Below are 17232 nucleotides of genomic sequence, written 5' to 3' on the forward strand. Positions count from 1 at the left end.
CCGTTCATCTTTTCTCGCAGTTCACCCGGGTTGGGCAGCCCTTACGCCTCACGGCGGACACCCAGACACCGGGCCCTGGAGGGCGTGGAGGACCGCAGGCTCTCCTCGAACACGCCGGGCGGGCGGTGGCCCTGGCCGGGCGTGACCTGGGGCGCAGGGCGGGCACCTGTGCCCCCAGGTCGTCGGCGTCGGCGAGCACGACGGAGGACCGGCCCCGGTTGCACAACTCCACGCAGACGTGGCCGGGGCCAGTGTCGCTCGCCTGCACGCTCCTGACCTGGCAGGTCCGCACCTGCACGCGGCGACCGTCCACCGCGCGCCGGGCCGGCAGGTCGCGCGGGGGCTTGGCGGACGAGTTGGGGGTCACGACGCGGCCCGCAGGTTGAACAGCCCAGCCTGCCCGTTGCTGCCCTACATCCAGCGCCCGACGTCGCGCAGCCCCGCATCCAGCGGGCCAAGAGGACGCGAAAAATCTTGAGACGTCGCATCGCATGTTCGATCCCTTGCCGGGTCTGCGCCAGGACAACCGTGTCCCGGCGCGGCTCGTCGGTGAGCGGCATGGTGCGGGTGGCCTTGTGGGGAGTGAGTGCGTGAGGGTGATCCTTCCAGACGCCCTGATCCCCGCATCACCGATCAGCGCGGTTTCGAAAGGGAGCCAGACCTGAGAGTGACGAATCGTGCCAGTCCCCAAGCTGCCGGTCGAAGAAGGCCAGGTGACGCTCCAGCTCATCCGCTCGGACTTTCTTGGTCTCCCCGGGATCACCGGGCCACCCGGGGCTCGCCCGGCCAGGTCATCTCTGTTTTCCTCTGATCCTTCACGCGCGCCCGGTCAGAAAGTCGAGGACCTGCGCCGTGAAGACCCCGGAGGCCTCCAGGTTGAGCATGTGGCCGACCCCCCCGAACACCGAGAGCCGGGCGTGGGGCAGGCGCCGGGCCAGCGTCCGGGCGATCTCCCGGTTCTGGGGCACGTCGCGCTCGCCCACCAGGATGAGGGTGGGGGCGGCGATGTCCTCCAGGCGGCGGTACACTTCCGCGTCCAGCCACTGTGAGGGCGAGACGTTCTTTTGCCAGTGCCAGCCCGAGTAGTCCCGGGTCAGGCGGGCCAGGTGCCCGGCCACCTCCGGACGCGAGCGGGCCGCCGCGAAGAGCGGGTGGGCCAGCCAGCGCTCGCGCCCCGCCACCACGCCGTCCGAGCGCGCGACCTCGCCCACCTCCGCGAGCGACAAGGCCACCTCCGGGTGGGGGGGGAAGCCCCTCAGGCTCGTCGCGGCGAGGACGAGGTGGTCCGTCATCCCCGGGTGCCGAAGCGCGAACTCCAGCGCCACGTTGCCGCCGAGCGACAGGCCCAGGACGTGCGCGCGGTCCACGCCCAGATGGGTCAGGACGGCGTGCAGGTCGTCCGAGTAGCGGAAGTCGGCGGTCGGGGGGCCCGAGCGTCCGTACCCGCGCAGGTCCACCCGGATCACCGTGAAGTGCCGCGCAAACGCCCCGAGCTGCCCCTCCCACATCCGGCGGTCGAGCGTGTGGCCGTGCAGCAGGACCAGGGGCGGGCCGCTGCCCTCGACCTCGGCGTGCAGGCCCGTCCCCCCCACCTCGACCCGGTGGACGGCGCTCACCGTGCCCCCGCCGGTCCCGGTTGGACGGGAGGGAGCACGGAGGGACCGGCCAGCTTGACAAGCTCTTCCGCTTCCATTTAACTATTATGCATACGCTTGCACAACTGAGAGGGGAGGTTGAACGTATGTCTCACCCCCACGTCTCCAACGAGGAGATGCAGGCCCGCATCTCCCGGTTCGCCGATCTCAGGACCCAGGGCGTGCCGCTGATGTTCATCGACTCGGTGCTTCCGGGGCACCAGCGGATGAACTACGCATTGATCGGCGACACCGCCTCCGAGAACGCGGAGTTCAAGCCCGCTATCCGCGAGCCTCACAAGTTCCAGATCGGGATGGGCTTCGCCGAGCCGGGGAACGGGCCTGCCCTGCACACGCACACCTACGTCGAGAGTTTCCTGGTGTTGCAGGGGCGCTGGCGTTTCTACTGGGGCAACGAACCGGGGCGCATCGACGGCGAGGCCACGCTGGAGAAGTGGGATTTCATCTCGTTGCCGCCGGGGCTGTACCGCGGCTTCGAGGTCGTGGGGGACGAGCTGGGGTGGTTCTTCGCGGTCCTCGACCCGCACGATGTCTTCGCTTCCAAGGACCCGGTGTGGGACCCGGAGGTCGAGCGCCGCGCCGCCGAGTACGGCTTCCGCTCGGACGAGCAGGGACGGATGGTCAGGCCGGACAACTACGACGAACTGCGCGAGGGGATGTTCCGCCGCCTGATGGCCGCCGAGGCCGCCTCGCGGGAGGGGCGCGGGACGTGACGCCGCCGGGGGGACGCTCCAGCCTGCGCGACCGGCTCGCACGGGGCGAGGCGCTCCTGAACGGCTGGTTGCACGTGCCGTCCCCCTTCAGCGCGGAGGTCATGGCCCACGCGGGCTGGGATGCGCTGACGCTCGACACCCAGCACGGCCCCTTCGACTTCACGGGCGCCGTGCCCATGATCCAGGCCATCCAGACGACGGGCACCCACGTCCTCGCCCGGGTGCCCGGCCTCGACGCGGGGCTGATCGGCAAGTTCCTCGACGCGGGGGCCGAAGGCGTGATCTGCCCGGTGATCGAGACGCGCGCCGAGTGCGAGGCGTTCGTGGCCGCGTGCCGCTACCCGCCGCACGGCTCGCGCAGCTTCGGCCCCACCCGCGCCGCGCTGCACTTCGGGGCGGACTACGGGACGCGGGCCGACGCGCTCGTCGTGCCGATGCCGATGATCGAGACGGCGCGCGGATTGGAGAACGTGGACGAGATCGCGGGCGTGCCCGGTGTGGGCGCCCTCTTCGTGGGACCGGGCGACCTCAGCCTCAGCCTCGACGGCGAGGCGCGGCTCGACCGGGAGGACAAGGGATTTTTAGAGGTGCTGGCCCGGGTCGTCCGGGCGGCTCAGGCTCACCGAGTCGCCGCAGGCATCTTCACCGCCTCCCCCGGGTACGCGCGGCGGATGCTGAGCCTGGGGTACACCTTCGTGACCGTCTCCAGCGACGCGCGGCTCCTCGCGGCGGCGGCGGGGGCGGCGATCCGGGAGGTCCGCGCGTGACCCGTTCCGCCCGGCCCCGGCGCGCGACGGCGGCGGATGTGGCGCAGGAGGCGGGCGTCTCGCAGAGCACCGTGTCGCGGGTCTTCTCGGACGACGGGCGGCTCACCCGGGAGACGAAGGACCGGGTGCGGGCGGTGGCGCGCGAGCTGGGCTACCGGCCCCACGCGGTCGCGCGCAGCCTGATCACCCGGCGCACGAACATCGTCGGCCTTGTCACCAGCGACCTCAGCAATCCCTTCTACCCGCGACTGGTGGAGACGTTCACGACCCGGCTGCACGCGCTGGGCCGCCGGGTGCTCCTCCTCACGGCGGGGGTGGGCGAGGATCTCGACGACCTGCTGCCCGAGGTGCTGTCCTCGCAGGTGGACGGCTACGTCGTCGCGTCGGCGAGCGTGTCGAGCGGCGTGGTGCGCGAGTGCGTGCGGATCGGTACGCCCGTCGTGCTCGTCAACCGCCACGCGCCGGGCTCGGGGGCGAGCGCCGTGAGCTGCGACAACGTGGCGGGCGGGCGCACGGTCGCCGACGCGCTGCTCGCCGCAGGGTGCGTCCGCCCCGCCTACGTCGCCGGGCGCGAGGACGCCAGCACGAACATCGAACGCGAGCGCGGCTTCTTTACGCGGCTGCGCGAGCGCGGGGTGACGGACGTGCGGCGCGAGCGCGGCCACTACACCTACGCCTCCGGGCGGGAGGCGGCGCGGCGGCTGCTCGCCCTGCCGGAGCGCGAGCGGCCCGACGGCCTCTTCTGCGCGAACGACATCACCGCGATGGGCGCCCTCGACGCCGCCCGCGAACTCGGGGTGCGGGTGCCGCAGGACCTCGCGGTGGTCGGCTTCGACGACATCCCCGCCGCCGCGTGGAGCGCCTACGACCTCACGACCGTTCGGCAGCCGGTGGAGGACATGATCGGGCGCAGCCTCGACCTGCTCCTCGCGCACGTCGAGCGGCCCGACCTCGCCCCCGAGCTGGAGGTGCTGCCCGGCACCCTGGTCGAGCGCGGCTCGTCGCGCCGGAAAGGACAAGCATGAGTGACGACCCCGCCGCCCCGTTCGACTTCGGCGACCACCCCGACCTCACCGCCTTCATGGCCGCGGCGGACACGGGCAGGCGCCAGGACCTGACGGGCTTCGACCCCGACTACGTGGACATCGTGGACTACATCGTGCGCTGCACGCACAAGATCTGGGAGGAGCGCGCGGTGGGATTGATCTACACCCACTACGCCCACAACGCCACGATGCATTCCTCGCAGGGCGACCTCTACGGGGCCGAGGCCGTGGTGCGCGCCACCCTGCGGCGGCAGGCGGCCTTTTCCGACTACCGCTCCTACGCGGACGACGTGATCTGGACCGGGAACGCGCGGGACGGCTTCTACACCTCGCACCGGATCATGACCCTGGGCGTGAACACCGGGCACACCGACTTCGGCCCGCCGACCGGGCGGCGCATCGGGCGCTGGGTGGTGGCCGACTGCCGCATCCGGGACAACCGCATCTTCGAGGAGTGGATCGTCTCCGACCTCGGCGCGGAGCTGCGCCAGCTCGGGTACGACCCGCTGGAACTGGCGAGGAGGAGCGCCCCCCTGCGCCCCCGCCCCGCCGCCGAGTCCGCCCAGGGGCTCGGTCAGCTCGCGCCCCAGGTGCTGCCCCTGCCCGACCCCGGCGAGCCCGAGCCCTACGTCCGCGCCCTGCTCCACAACCTGTGGAACGCCCGGATGGTCAACCTCGTGCGCGAGCGGTACGCGCCGGGCCTACTCGCGTGGGTGCCGGGGGGGCGGCAGCTCTACGGCCCGAACGACTACGCGGCCTTCGTGCTCGGCCTGATGGCGCAGTTCCCCGACCTCGCGCTGACCGTGGACCACGTGTGCGCCCTGGGGGACGCGGAGCGGGGGCAGCGGGTCGCCGTGCGCTGGACGCTTCAGGGCACGCACGACGGCCCCGGCCCCTACGGGGCTCCCACCGGGCGGCGCGTCTTCCTGATCGGCGTGTCGCACCTGTGGCTGCGCGGCGGGCGGGTCGAGCGCGAGTGGACGCTGTTCGACGAGTACGCCCTGCTGCGGCAACTTCACGCGCCCGCGTTGGAGGACGTGTGACCGGAAGCCTCGCGGGACGGCGGGCGGTCGTGACCGGCGCGGGCCGGGGCATCGGGCGCGGGGTGGCGCTGGGCCTGGCGCGGGCGGGGGCGGACGTGGCCCTGCTGGGGCGCTCGCCGGGCGAGCTGGGAGCGGTGGCGCGCGAGGTCGAGGCCCTGGGGCGCCGGGCCACCCCGGTCCCCTGCGACGTGACGGACCTCGCGGCGCTGGAGGCGGCCTTTGAGGGATTGCACGACCTGGACCTTCTGGTGAACAACGCGGGCACGAATGTCCCCGAGCCCTTTGTGGACGTGACGCCGGAGCACTTCGACACCATCTTCGGGCTCAACGTGCGGGCGGCCTTTTTCGCCGCGCAGCTCGCGGTGCGGGCGATGCTCGCGCGGGGCGGGGGCGGCGTGATCGTCAACCTCTCGTCGCAGATGGGCTTCGTGGGGGCCGCCAACCGCAGCGTCTACTGCGCGAGCAAGCACGCGCTGGAGGGGCTGACGAAGGCGCTCGCGGTGGAACTCGCCCCGCGGGGCATCCGGGTGGTGAGCGTGGCGCCCACCTTCATCGAGACGCCGCTGACGGCCCCCATGTTCGCCGACCCCGCCTTCCGGGCCTGGGTGGAGGAGAGCATCCCGCTGGGGCACCCCGGCACGGTGGAGGACGTGGTGGGCGCGGTCGTGTTCCTCGCCAGCGACGCGGCGAGGATGGTGACGGGAACGAGCCTGCGGGTGGACGGCGGCTGGACGGCCCGCTGAGCGGGCGGGAAGGGAGGGGCAGGGCATGGAGTACCTCAAGCGGGCCGAACCACAGTCACAGGCGGCGACCCAGGCCATCCGGGACACCGTGTCGCGCGTCCTCCTCGACGTGGAGCGTGAGAGGCTGGCGGCGGTGCGGCGCTACTCCGAGCAGTTCGACGGCTGGAACCCGGAGTCGTTTCACCTCTCCAGCACGCAGATCGAGGAGGGGCTGGCGAGCGTCCCCGAGGAGGTCGCGCGCTCCATCGACTTCGCGGTCGAGGAGGTCCGCAAGTTCGCCCGCCTGCAACGGGAGAGCCTGCATGACTTCGAGGTCCAGACCCTGCCCGGCGTGACGCTGGGGCAGCGGCACATCCCGGTCAACGCCGTGGGCGCCTACGTGCCCGGCGGGCGCTACCCGCTGATCGCCTCCGCGATCATGACCATCGCCGTGCCGCGGGTCGCGGGCGTGGGCCGGGTCGTGGCGACCACGCCGCCGCAGCGGGGAACCGGAAAGGTCAACCCCGCCCAGCTCTACGCGATGGCGCGCTCGGGGGTGGACGCGATCTACGCCCTCGGCGGCGTGCAGGCGATGGCGGCGATGGCCTACGGACTGGACGACGCGCCGCCCCTGGAGCCGGTGGACATGATCGTCGGCGCGGGCAACGCCTACGTCGCGGAGGCCAAGCGCCAACTGTTCGGCACCGTGGGCATCGACCTCCTCGCGGGGCCGACCGAAATCTGCATCCTGGCGGACGACTCCGCCGACCCCCGCCTCGTCGCCGCCGACCTGCTGGGGCAGGCGGAACACGGGACGAACTCGCCCGCCGTCCTCGTCACCACCTCGCGCGAGGTGGGGGAGGCGACGCTGCGCGAGATCGACCGCTGGCTGCCCACCTGGCCCACCGCCGAGGTTGCGGGCGAGGCGTGGCGCACGCTCGGCGAGGTCATCGTGGTCGAGGGCGACGAGGAGATGGTGCGTGTGTCAGACCAGATCGCCAGCGAGCATCTGGAGGTCCAGACGCGCGATCCGCGCTGGTTCCTGACGCGGCTCACGAACTACGGCTCGCTCTTTCTGGGCCAGAGCGCCACCGTCGTGTACGGGGACAAGGGCATCGGCACGAATCACGTGCTGCCCACGGGCCGCGCCGCGCGCTACACGGGCGGGCTGTGGGTGGGCAAGTTCATCAAGACCGTGACCTGGCAGCACGTGACCCCCGAGGGCGACGCCCTGGTGGCCCCCCACATCGCCGCCGTCGCCGACGCCGAGGGGATGGCCGGGCACGCGCTGACCGCCCGGTTGCGGCTCGAAGCCCTCGAACGGGCCCAGCCGTGACCCTCTCCGGCCCCAGCCGCGCTCCTCCCACACCCGCGCCGCCCCCGGACGCGCCGCTCCCCCCCGCACGCCCCACCCCTTCCAAGGAGGAAGTTATGCCGCGATTCACGACCGTCCGCCCCACCCTGCTCGCCGCCCTGACGCTCGCCTCCGCCGCCCTCGTGGCGCGGGTCGGCGCCCAGACCCAGACTCCGAGGTACGGCAACTGCACCGTCACCGGGCAGCGGGGGAGCGTGCCCCTGAGACCCGCCATTCCCGGGCAGCTCACGGTGCAGACCACCCTGCCGGGGCCGGGCTGGTTCAACGGCAACACGCCGGCCTCCATCCAGGACGGCTTCGAGTACTGCATGGCGGCGAACATCGCCCACCGCGCGGGGCTCGACCGGGTGGTGGTCCGCAACGTGCCCTTCGACGCGCTCGTGGCGGGGCGCACGGGCAACAACTACGACATCGGGCTCGTGCAGGTCACGATCACCCCGGCGCGGGCGCGGGTGGTGGACTTCACCGTGCCGTATTTCTCCAGCGACCAGGGGGTCCTCGCGCGCAAGGCGAGCAACGTGACCCAGGCGAACCTCGCCTCCAAGCGCATCGGCGTACCGTCGGGAACGACGACCTACACCTTTGTCAACAACACGATCAAGCCCAGCGTGGCGGTCAAGGTCTACCCCGACTCGGCCACCATGCTCGCGGCCCTGCGCGCCAACCAGATCGACGTGGCGATGCTCGACACCGTGGTGCTGCTGGGCCGGGTGCGCGACCTCGGCGGGCAGGCCGAGCTGATCGGGCAGTTCAGGACCGGGGAGAACTACGGAGGCGTCCTGCCCAAGGGCAGCGTCAACAAGGCGGGCATCAACCGGATCATCACCGCCCTGGAACAGGACGGCACCCTGAAGAAGCTGTCACAGACGTACCTCACCCCGGTGTACGGCGGCGACCCCTCCAGCGTCCCGTACTTCCGGTGAGCCCCCGTGTCCGGCTCCCTGCTGGGTGACACCGCCCCGCGCGGGCGGGCGCCCACGCCGCCGCCGCGCACCGCCACGCTGGGGCTCGTCGCGCTGCTCGCCGCCATTGCGGTGATCCTGGTGAGCGCGTGGGTCCTCGCGGAGGTGCGCGCGGCCCTCGTCGCCGGGCGGGCGCACGCCGATTGGATGGACGCGGCGCTCGTGCTCGCCGGGGTGGGCACGCTGGGGCTGCTCGTCCCGGCCCTGGGCGGCCTGCGCGACTCGGGGCGCGCGGCGGCCTCACTGCGGGCGGGCGACGTGGTGGGGGCGCGGGTGCACGCCTCCGAGAGCCGCACCTCCGCCTGGAGCGCCCTGGGGTGGTCGGGGGCGGTCCTCATCGTCGCGCTGCTGGCCTTTTTCGTGGTGACGAACGGGGTGGCGGTCGGGCGGACCTTTTTCAACCTGGGGCTGATCTGGTCGTCGTTCGGGCTGGTCCTGCGCGCCTTTTGGGTCAACGTCTCGATCTTCGTGATCGCGGAACTGCTCGTCTTGGTCTGGGGATTGATCGTGGCGGTCGCGCGCCTGGTGCCGGGCCGGGCGGGGCGCCCCATCCGCCTGCTCGCCACCCTCTACACCGACATCTTCCGGGGGCTGCCCGCGATCATCACGATCTACCTCGTGGGGTTCGGGCTGCCGCTCACCGGGCTCACCGACGGGCTCCAGAACACGCTCCAGACGCGCTTCGGGGTGCAAGACCTCTCCATCCTGTGGGCGATCATCGCGCTCACGCTGACCTACGGCGCCTACGTGGCGGAGGTGTACCGGGCGGGGCTGGAGAGCATCCACCCCTCGCAGGTGGCCGCGGCGCGCTCGCTGGGGCTGGGCTTCGGGCAGACGCTGCGCTTCGTGGTCGTGCCGCAGGCGGTCAGGCGGATCGTGCCGCCCCTGCTGAACAACTTCATCGGGCTGCAAAAGGACACCGCCCTGGTGAACGTGATCGGCGCCGTGGACGCCTTCAACCAGGCCAAGATCATCGCCACCAACAACTTCAACCTCTCGGCGGTGACCACCGTGGCGATCCTCTTCGTCCTGATCACCATTCCGCAGGCACGGTTCGTGGACCGGCTGCTCGCCCGTGACCAGGCGCGGCTGCGCAGCGGGGGAACCCCGTGACCTTCCTCGACATCCGCGACGTGCACAAGAGTTACGGCGCCGTCCGCATCCTCAGCGGCCTGAACCTGCGGGTGGACGAACACCAGGTCGTCACGTTGATCGGCCCCTCGGGCTGCGGGAAAAGCACCCTCCTGAGGTGCATCAACGGGCTGGAGCCCATCTCGGGCGGCGAGATCCGCATCGAGGGCGACCGGGTGACCGGCCCCGGCGTGGACGTGAACGCGTTGCGGCGCGAGGTGGGAATCGTCTTCCAGAGCTACAACCTCTTCCCGCACATGACGGTGCTGCACAACGTGACGCTCGCGCCCCTGCGGGTCCTCGGGGTGGGGCGCCCCCAGGCCGAGGAGGAGGCGCTAGCGCTGCTGCGCCGCATCGGCCTGGAGGCCAAGGCGAACGCCTATCCCGACGCGCTCTCGGGCGGTCAGCAGCAGCGGGTCGCCATCGTGCGGGCGCTCGCCATGCGGCCCAAACTCCTGCTGCTCGACGAGATCACCTCCGCCCTCGACCCCGAGCTCGTCTCGGAGGTGCTCAACATCGTGCGCGACCTCGCCTCGGAGGGCATGACGATGCTCCTCGCCACCCACGAGATGGGCTTCGCCCGCGAGGTGTCGAGCAAGGTGTGCTTCCTGCACGGCGGCCAGGTGTTCGAGGAAGGCCCGCCCGAGCAGATCTTCACCGCCCCCCGCGAGGAGCGCACCCAGGCCTTCCTGCGGCGCATCATCGAGGCCGGACGGCTGTGACGGGGGTGGGGCGGGGCCGACCGGTCGCCGCACCGGCGGTCGCCGCGTCGGGTGCCCAGCCGTTGAGAGCGCCTTTTCGCCGGCTCTCCCGTTCGGCGAACCCGTTGCAAGAAGGAACTGGGCGTCCGGCCAGCTTGCCCGGGTCGACCTCGAGGTGACGAGGGCGCGCGTGGTGGAACGCGGGTGCGTGCGCTCCACCCTGGACCTCGAACGGGCCGTTCGCGCGGCTGCGCGTGACCCTCGATTGGCGTGAGGCGCGCCGCGCCGCGAAACTGTGCCTGGTCACGCCCCTCGTCACGCCCGAGGCGACCTTCGAGGTGCCGTTCGGCACGGTCACCCGGCCCGCGGACGGCACCGAGCAGCCCGGCCAGAGTTGGGTGAGCGTCACGGGCCGGCGGCCCGGCGCGGCGTGCTTGCAGGGCGTCATGGTCCTGTGCGACGCCAAGTCGAGCGTGAGCGTGCGCGGCTCCACGCTCGAGGTGACGATCGCGCGCAGCCCGGCGTTCGCCCACCACGACCCCTTCGTGCTCGGCACGGTCGCGCCCGAGGACCGGCAGGATCAAGGCGAGCCTCGTTCCCCACGAGGAGGACTGGCGGAGCGCAAATATCCCGCGTCTCGCCGCGTCCACCTTCACCCCGGCGCCCGTGACGCTGGAATCACCCTACGCCGGCCCCCTGCCGCCCCGCGCGTCGCACGGGAGGCTCTCACCGGACGGCGTTCTCCTGGCCGCCAGGAAACGCGCCGAGGCGGGCGATGGCCTACATCAGCCCGGCCCCGCTGAAGTCGAGCGCACTGGGCCAGCGGGTCTTGTGGCAGGCCGTCTCGATCCGCCGCCAGGGCTTCCCCGCGGTCGAGCCAGTCCACCGTGCCACCGTGCCACCGTGCCACCGTGCGCCCGCGTTCCCTGGGAGCGGCGAGTCCCACGGCTCGCCCGGCGGCCTCAACGACAGGCTAGGTCTGGTCGTCACTCGGGTGCCTCCGCCGCAGCTTGACGGCCCTCCCGCACGACCTCGCACGGGGAGTTGCGTTCCCCGTTCGACCGCGAGCTTCCGTTCTCGGGAACCGGCGCGAACCGGCAGCGGCGAGCTGCGGGATGTGGCATTGTGACGGTGTTCCCCCACGCCACAGGAGTCCCCGGGTGCACGACACGACCGCTGCCTTCGTTCAAGTGCTGGGACGCCCCCGAGTCACCCTCGGCGGGGTGGTCCACCCCTTCGTCCCCGACAAGCGCCACCAGCTCCTGGCCTACCTCGCCTGTCAGGGGAGCTGGGTCGAGCGCGAGCGGCTCGCGGGCCTGTTCTGGCCGGACCATTCCCCGGGGTCGGCGCGGGCCAACCTGCGCCAGCTCCTCACGCTCGTGCGCGGGCTGGCCTGGGTCCCCGGCCTGGAGGTGGACGGTCCCCGCCTGCGCTGGGCCTTGGGCACGGACTTGGGCGCTTTCCAGCGCGCCGTGGCCGAGCAGGACTGGGCCGCGGCCCTCGCCTGTTACGGCGGCTCGCTGCTCGACGGGCTGGACGGGGACGGCACGGGCGAGTTTGCGGCCTGGCTGGAACTGACGCGGCGGCGGGTGCACGACGCCTGGCGCGCGGCCCGGCTGAGGCAGGCTGAGGCGCTGTCGCGCCAGGGCGCCCACCTGGAGGCCGCCGAGCTCCTCTCGCCCCTGCTGGAAGGGGACGAACTCGATGAGGAGGCCCTGCACGCCCGGGTGGGGGCGCTGTGGCGGGCCGGGGGACACGGGCAGGCCCGGCAGACCCACGCGGCCTTTGTGACGCGGCTGCGCGAGGAGTTGGGGCTGGGACCCACCGCCGAACTCGACGCGCTGGGCGAGGCGCTGCGGAGCGGACGGGGGCCGGAGGCGACACCACCAGCCCCCGCCCCGGCGCCTGCCGGACCCGTCCTGCCCGCCGCCACGACCTCCTTTGTGGGCCGCGACCTCGAACTCGCCGAGATCACCCGGCGGCTGGCGGACCCCGCCTCCCGCCTGCTCACCCTGGTCGGCCCCGGCGGCGTCGGCAAGACCCGCCTCGCCCTGGAGGCCGCCCGCGGGCTGGCGGGCGGCTTCCCGGGCGGCGTGTTCTTCGTGCCGCTCGAAGCCCTGGGGGAGGGCGCCCTCCTCGCCCAGAGCGTGGCGGCGGCCCTGGGGCTGGCCCTTCAGGGTCACGCCGACCCCCTCGCGCAGGTGGCCCGCTTTATCGGTGACAGGCGGCTGCTCCTCGTCCTCGACAACTTCGAGCACCTGCTGGACGGGGCGCCCCTGGTCCCCGAGCTCCTGCGGCGGTGCCCGGGCCTGCGGCTGCTCGTCACGTCCCGCGAGCGGCTGGGGGTGGAGGGCGAGTGGCTGCTGCCGCTGGAGGGCCTGGACTACCCGCGAGACGGCAAGCCGGGCCCCGTGGAGGGCGCCGCCTTCGACGCCGTGGCGCTCTTCTTGGAGCGGGCCCGGCGGGTGAAACCGGACTTCCACCTCACCGCCGAGAACTTCCCCCACCTCCTGCGAGTGTGCCGCCTGGTGGAGGGCTCGCCGCTGGGCCTGGAACTCGCGGCGGTCTGGGTGCGGCTGCTCCCCATCGCCGAGATCGCCCACGAACTCGGCGAGAACCTCGACTTCCTCTCCGGCGAGCGGAACCGCTCGAAGCGGCATCAGAACCTGCGGGCGGCCTTTGAGCACTCCTGGCGCCTGCTGACCCCGGGAGAGCAGGAGGTGCTGCGCCGGCTCGCGGTGTTCCAGGGTGGCTTCCGGCTAGAGGCGGCCAGGCAGGTGGCGGGGGCCAGCCTCGCGGTCCTCGCGGCCCTGACCGACAAGTCGCTGCTGCGCCGAACGCCGGACGGACGGTACGACCGGCACGCGCTGATCTCGCAGTACACCCGGGAACGTCTCGCCGAGCACCCGGGGGAGGAGGCCGGCGTCCTGGCCCTGCACGGGCGGTACTCCCTCGCCTTCCTCGTCGAGCAGGGCGGGCTGGTCCGGGGGCCGCGGGGGGAAGCCGCCCTGGCCGCCCTGGACGAGGAGCTGGAAAACATCCGCCTCGCCTGGACCTGGGCCGCGGGGGGCGAGGGACTCGCGGAACTGCGGCGGGCGGCGGGACCCATCGCGCTCTATTTCGACAGTCATGAGCGCTACCGGGAGGCCCTCGCGCTCTACGCCCAGGCCGCCGCCGCTTTCGAGGGCCGGCCCGAGGACCAACTCGCCCGGGGAGAGATGCTGGGCCGTCAGGGCTGGTTCGCCATGCGGCTGGGGCGCCATGAGGAGGCGAGGCGACTGGGCGAGCGCGGGCTGGCGCTGATGCCGCCGGGGAGCCGCTCGGCCATGCCCGTCACCCGGACCCTGGGGGCGGTCGCCTTCCTGACCGGGGACTACCCGGAGGCCGCGCGGCGCTACCGGGAGACGCTCGCCCTGGCCGAGCGGCACGGGGACCCCGACATCCGGGCCCGCGTACTGAACAACCTCGCGTCGCTCGAAACCAGCCTGGGCCACCTGAACGAGGCTGAGGAGGCGGTGGGGGCGCTCCTGGCCCTCGGCCAGCCCTATTACACCGTCCTGGGGCTGGGGAGCCGGGGCTACCTCGCCCTCACCGCGGGCCGGCTCGCGGAGGCCAGAGCCGCCCTGGAGCGGAGCCTGACCCTGGCCGGGAAGCACGACTGGCAAGATCACATCCCCGATCTGACCAGGATTTTGGCGACGGTCGCCCACGAGCAGGGCGCCCACGAGGAGGCGCGCGAGCGGGGCGAGGGGCTGCTCGCCCTCACCCGGGCGAACGACGATCCCCTGATGCTCATCTCCGCCCTACACATCGTGGGCCGGGCGAGCGCCGCCCTGGGCGATCACCGGGCGGCTTTCCGTCACCTCGGGGAGGGCCTGCGCGTGGCCCTGTCGGTCGGGGAGACCCCGCAATTGCTGGAGGGCCTGATGTACCTGGCCGAGGCACGCGTGGGGCAGGGCCAGAACCGGGAGGCCGCGCCCCTGCTCCTCCTCGTCCTGTGCCACCCGAGCGCCTACCACCGCCTGAAGGTGCTGGCCGCGCGCCTCCTGGAGACCCTGCGGCCCCAGCTCACGCCCGGGGAACTGGAGCGGGCCGAGACGCAGGGCGACCCCGCCCGGCTCGGCGCACTCGCCTGGGAGGCGCTGGCTGGGCTCGACCTGGCCGGGCACCGGCCCCCCTGACTCCACCCCGAGGGTGCCTGTGGGCCGCGGGCCTCCCCAGTGCACGGTGGGGCGTCCTGCCGGGCGCCGCGGGGAGTTCCCCTCTTTGTCTAGACAGGACGCCGAAAAGTCAAGGTAAGCCGAAGGCGTCTGGACGCGTCTTTTTCACACCGCCGGGGCGACCGTGAAATGACCCCCGGAGAAACGTGAAGTGAGGCCACGTTTTCCCGGGCTTCACATCACGCCCCTTTTTCCACTCTTAAGACCACATTCATCAACTCGGGTGGTGGGCCGGGAGGGGAGCAGAGGGTGATGCGAACAGGACGGGTCTGGAGGGTCCCGGTGCGGGGGGAGGAGCGATGCACGCGCGGGTCGTGACGGTGCAGATTCGCCCCGCCAAGATGCGCGGCGCGGTCCTGATCTACCGGGAGGTGGTGTTGCCCCTGCTGCAAGCCCAGCCGGGGTTGTGCGAGGCGCGGCTGCTGACCGACGAGCACACGGGGCGGGGCCTGCTGGTGACGCTCTGGGCGAACGAGGCGGCGATGCAGGCGGTGGAGGCGCGGGGGGTGTTTCACGAGGAGATCGCGCACTTCCAGCCGGTGCTGGGATCGCCGCCCAGCCGCGAGTGTTACGAGGTCAGCGTGTCGGCGGGAGGGCACGGGGGAGGAAGCCACTGAGCGGAATCACGAGGCAGACCCGGAGGCCCGAGACCATGCGCCGACACTCAAGAGAAGAGGGATGACATGAAAAAGCAAACCCTGCTGTGCACCGGACTCCTCGCCCTGCTGGCCGCCTGTGGGCAACAGACCGCCTCCACGCCCCAGACCGGAAGTACCCCGGCGGCGCAGGCGCCCACGAAGAGCCAGCTCAAAGCCCAGGATTTGACCCTGACGGTGACGAACACCAACGACAACGGCGACGGTTCGCTGCGTCAGGCGATTCTGAACGCCAACACCAACCTCGGCGCCGACACCATTACCTTCAGCCTGACCGGCCCCGGCACGATCAACCTCCTGAGCCCACTGCCGACCGTGGCCGACGCGCTGACGATCAACGGGCCGGGCGCGGCCAAGCTGAGCATCAGCGGGGGTGGCAAGGTGCGCGTGTTGGAGGTGGGCGCGACCACGGTCGCCGTGAGCGGCGTGACGATTACCGGTGGATACGCAAAAAACGAAAATGGCGGCGGCATCAATGTCCTCACCGGCGGGACGCTCACCCTAACCAACAGTGTCCTGAGCACGAACCTGGCCTCAAACGGCGGCGGACTCTACAACGGCGGCACGGCGACGGTGACGGGCAGCACGCTGAGCGGCAACGGCCGCTTCAGCAATGGCGCCAGCTATGGCGAGGGCGGCGGCATCGCCAACGCGGGCACGTTGACGGTCACGAACAGCACCTTGAGCGGCAATCAGGGCTACAACGGCGCCGGCATCGACAATCGGGGCGGCGCGGTGACGGTCACGAACAGCACCCTGAACGGCAACGTGGCCTATAGTGACGGCAGCGCCATCCGCAGCAACAACGGCACGACCACGCTCCAGAACACGATCATCGCCGGCAGCGTTTCGCCGTCGTGTTCGGGATCGTTCAAGGACGGCGGCGGCAACCTCCACTACAACATCAAATACGGCGGCGCCCCCGACCCCAGTTGCCCCGGCGTCCGGGCCGACCCCAAGCTCGGTCCGCTCCAGGACAACGGTGGTGCGACATGGACGCACGCGCTGCTGGCGGGCAGCGCGGCCATCGACGCCATCCCCGCCGCCAGTTGCGCCGTGACCACCGATCAGCGCGGCGTGACCCGTCCGCAGGGCGCGGCGTGTGACATCGGCGCCTTCGAGGTGAACCGCCCGCCGAGCGTCACCGTGGAGCAGGGCAGCACCCAGGCCGACCCGACCAACACCCTACCGCTGGTGTTCACCGCGACCTTCAGCCAGGACGTGAGCGGCTTCGATGCTGGCGACGTGTCCCTGACCGGCACGGCCAACCTCAGCGGCGCGAGGGTCACCGTCAGCGGCGGGCCGCGCGTGTACACGCTCAGCGTGAGCGGGGTGACGGGCAGCGGCACGGTCAGCGCCTCGGTCGCCGCGAACGGGGCGACGGACGCAACGGGCAACCCCAACACCGCCTCGACGAGCACCGACAACACCGTCACCTACGACGGTACCGCCCCCACCATCACCCTGACCTCCCCGACCGAGGGGGCAATCTCTACCCTGGGGCAGACGGTGAACGCTGCCTACACCTGCACCGACGCGGGTTCGGGGCTGGCCTCCTGCGTGGGGACCGTGGCGAACGGCACGCCCATCGACACCGCCTCGGTCGGCTCCAAAACCTTCACCGTGACCGCCACCGACAGGGCCGGAAATACGACGAATCAGACGGCGACGTACAACGTCATCTACCCCTTCCGGGGCTTCCTCCAGCCGGTGGACAACCTGCCGACGGTCAACACGGTCAAGGCAGGAAGCAGCGTGCCGGTGAAGTTCAGCCTGAGTGGCAACCGGGGCCTGAACATCCTGGCGCAGGGCTCGCCCAAGGTCAGTGTCATCCCGTGTGACGGCAGTGCGCCCGCCGACGAGATCGAGCAGACGCTGGCGACGAGTAGCAGCGGTCTGAGCTACGACGCGGGCACGGACACCTACAGCTACACGTGGAAGACGGACAAGAGCTGGGCGGGGACCTGCCGCCAGTTGAACGTCCTGCTCGTGGACGGCACCTCGCACCCCGCCACCTTCAAGTTCCGCTGATGACGGGTTGACCCTGCCGGAGCCCGAACGTGAACGGGCACCCGGGCGCGGCCAAGACAGGACCGCAGCGGGGAGCGAGCGCCAGCACGCCGGACCGGGAACAGGCGGAGGGGCTGTCGCGTCAGGGGGAACGCCCGGGGTGCCGCGCACCTCCAGCCGGGGTCCGGCACCCCACCCGCCCGCGAGGACGGTGACATGAGCGTGACGGCA

Annotated in this window: 14 protein-coding genes; 13 read left to right on the plus strand and 1 reads right to left on the minus strand. The window is 71.9% G+C overall.

What is annotated here, in order from left to right:
• Window positions 1-815: 815 nt before the first annotated feature.
• Window positions 816-1616: an alpha/beta fold hydrolase gene (locus A7B18_RS09730; protein WP_102126501.1), complete on the minus strand. Its 801-nt coding sequence runs from the start codon at window positions 1614-1616 to the stop codon at window positions 816-818.
• Between the two features lie 125 nt (window positions 1617-1741).
• On the opposite strand from A7B18_RS09730, the gene A7B18_RS09735 reads away from it, so the two are divergent.
• The 13 genes from A7B18_RS09735 (at window position 1742) to A7B18_RS09790 (ending at window position 17022) form a co-directional block, all read left to right on the plus strand.
• Window positions 1742-2368: a cupin domain-containing protein gene (locus A7B18_RS09735; protein ID WP_102126502.1), complete on the plus strand. Its 627-nt coding sequence runs from the start codon at window positions 1742-1744 to the stop codon at window positions 2366-2368.
• Window positions 2365-3135, plus strand: coding sequence for an HpcH/HpaI aldolase family protein (locus A7B18_RS09740; RefSeq protein ID WP_219722110.1), 771 nt, complete (start codon window positions 2365-2367; stop codon window positions 3133-3135). The genes A7B18_RS09735 and A7B18_RS09740 overlap by 4 nt, the downstream gene beginning before the upstream one ends.
• Window positions 3132-4160: a LacI family DNA-binding transcriptional regulator gene (locus tag A7B18_RS09745; protein ID WP_102126503.1), complete on the plus strand. Its 1029-nt coding sequence runs from the start codon at window positions 3132-3134 to the stop codon at window positions 4158-4160. The genes A7B18_RS09740 and A7B18_RS09745 overlap by 4 nt, the downstream gene beginning before the upstream one ends.
• Window positions 4157-5224, plus strand: coding sequence for an ester cyclase (locus tag A7B18_RS09750; protein ID WP_102126504.1), 1068 nt, complete (start codon window positions 4157-4159; stop codon window positions 5222-5224). Before A7B18_RS09745 ends, A7B18_RS09750 begins: the two co-directional genes overlap by 4 nt.
• Window positions 5221-5967 (plus strand): SDR family NAD(P)-dependent oxidoreductase, encoded by a 747-nt coding sequence (locus tag A7B18_RS09755; protein WP_102126505.1) that lies wholly within the window; start codon window positions 5221-5223, stop codon window positions 5965-5967. The genes A7B18_RS09750 and A7B18_RS09755 overlap by 4 nt, the downstream gene beginning before the upstream one ends.
• 25 nt (window positions 5968-5992) lie before the next feature.
• Complete coding sequence (hisD, locus tag A7B18_RS09760; protein ID WP_102126506.1) at window positions 5993-7282, plus strand: histidinol dehydrogenase; 1290 nt, start codon at window positions 5993-5995, stop codon at window positions 7280-7282.
• A 95-nt stretch (window positions 7283-7377) separates the two neighbouring features.
• A complete protein-coding gene (locus A7B18_RS09765) occupies window positions 7378-8244 on the plus strand; it encodes an ABC transporter substrate-binding protein (protein WP_102126507.1) in 867 nt (288 codons plus the stop codon).
• Window positions 8245-8250: 6 nt separating this feature from the next.
• Entirely contained in the window at window positions 8251-9396 is a 1146-nt protein-coding gene (locus A7B18_RS09770) for an amino acid ABC transporter permease (RefSeq protein WP_219722111.1), read from the plus strand.
• Window positions 9393-10136 (plus strand): amino acid ABC transporter ATP-binding protein, encoded by a 744-nt coding sequence (locus tag A7B18_RS09775; RefSeq protein ID WP_102126508.1) that lies wholly within the window; start codon window positions 9393-9395, stop codon window positions 10134-10136. Before A7B18_RS09770 ends, A7B18_RS09775 begins: the two co-directional genes overlap by 4 nt.
• Before the next feature lie 233 nt (window positions 10137-10369).
• Entirely contained in the window at window positions 10370-10918 is a 549-nt protein-coding gene (locus tag A7B18_RS21395) for a glycoside hydrolase family 38 C-terminal domain-containing protein (protein WP_146009506.1), read from the plus strand.
• Window positions 10919-11275: 357 nt separating this feature from the next.
• Entirely contained in the window at window positions 11276-14296 is a 3021-nt protein-coding gene (locus A7B18_RS09780; protein ID WP_102126509.1) for an ATP-binding protein, read from the plus strand.
• Window positions 14297-14634: 338 nt separating this feature from the next.
• Window positions 14635-14952 (plus strand): antibiotic biosynthesis monooxygenase family protein, encoded by a 318-nt coding sequence (locus tag A7B18_RS09785; RefSeq protein ID WP_102126510.1) that lies wholly within the window; start codon window positions 14635-14637, stop codon window positions 14950-14952.
• 66 nt (window positions 14953-15018) lie between these two features.
• The gene (locus A7B18_RS09790; RefSeq protein ID WP_102126511.1) at window positions 15019-17022 is read left to right on the plus strand and encodes a PxKF domain-containing protein; all 2004 of its coding nucleotides are present in this window, start codon (window positions 15019-15021) and stop codon (window positions 17020-17022) included.
• Window positions 17023-17232: the final 210 nt, after the last annotated feature.

This window comes from Deinococcus planocerae (assembly GCF_002869765.1).
GTDB lineage: Bacteria > Deinococcota > Deinococci > Deinococcales > Deinococcaceae > Deinococcus > Deinococcus planocerae.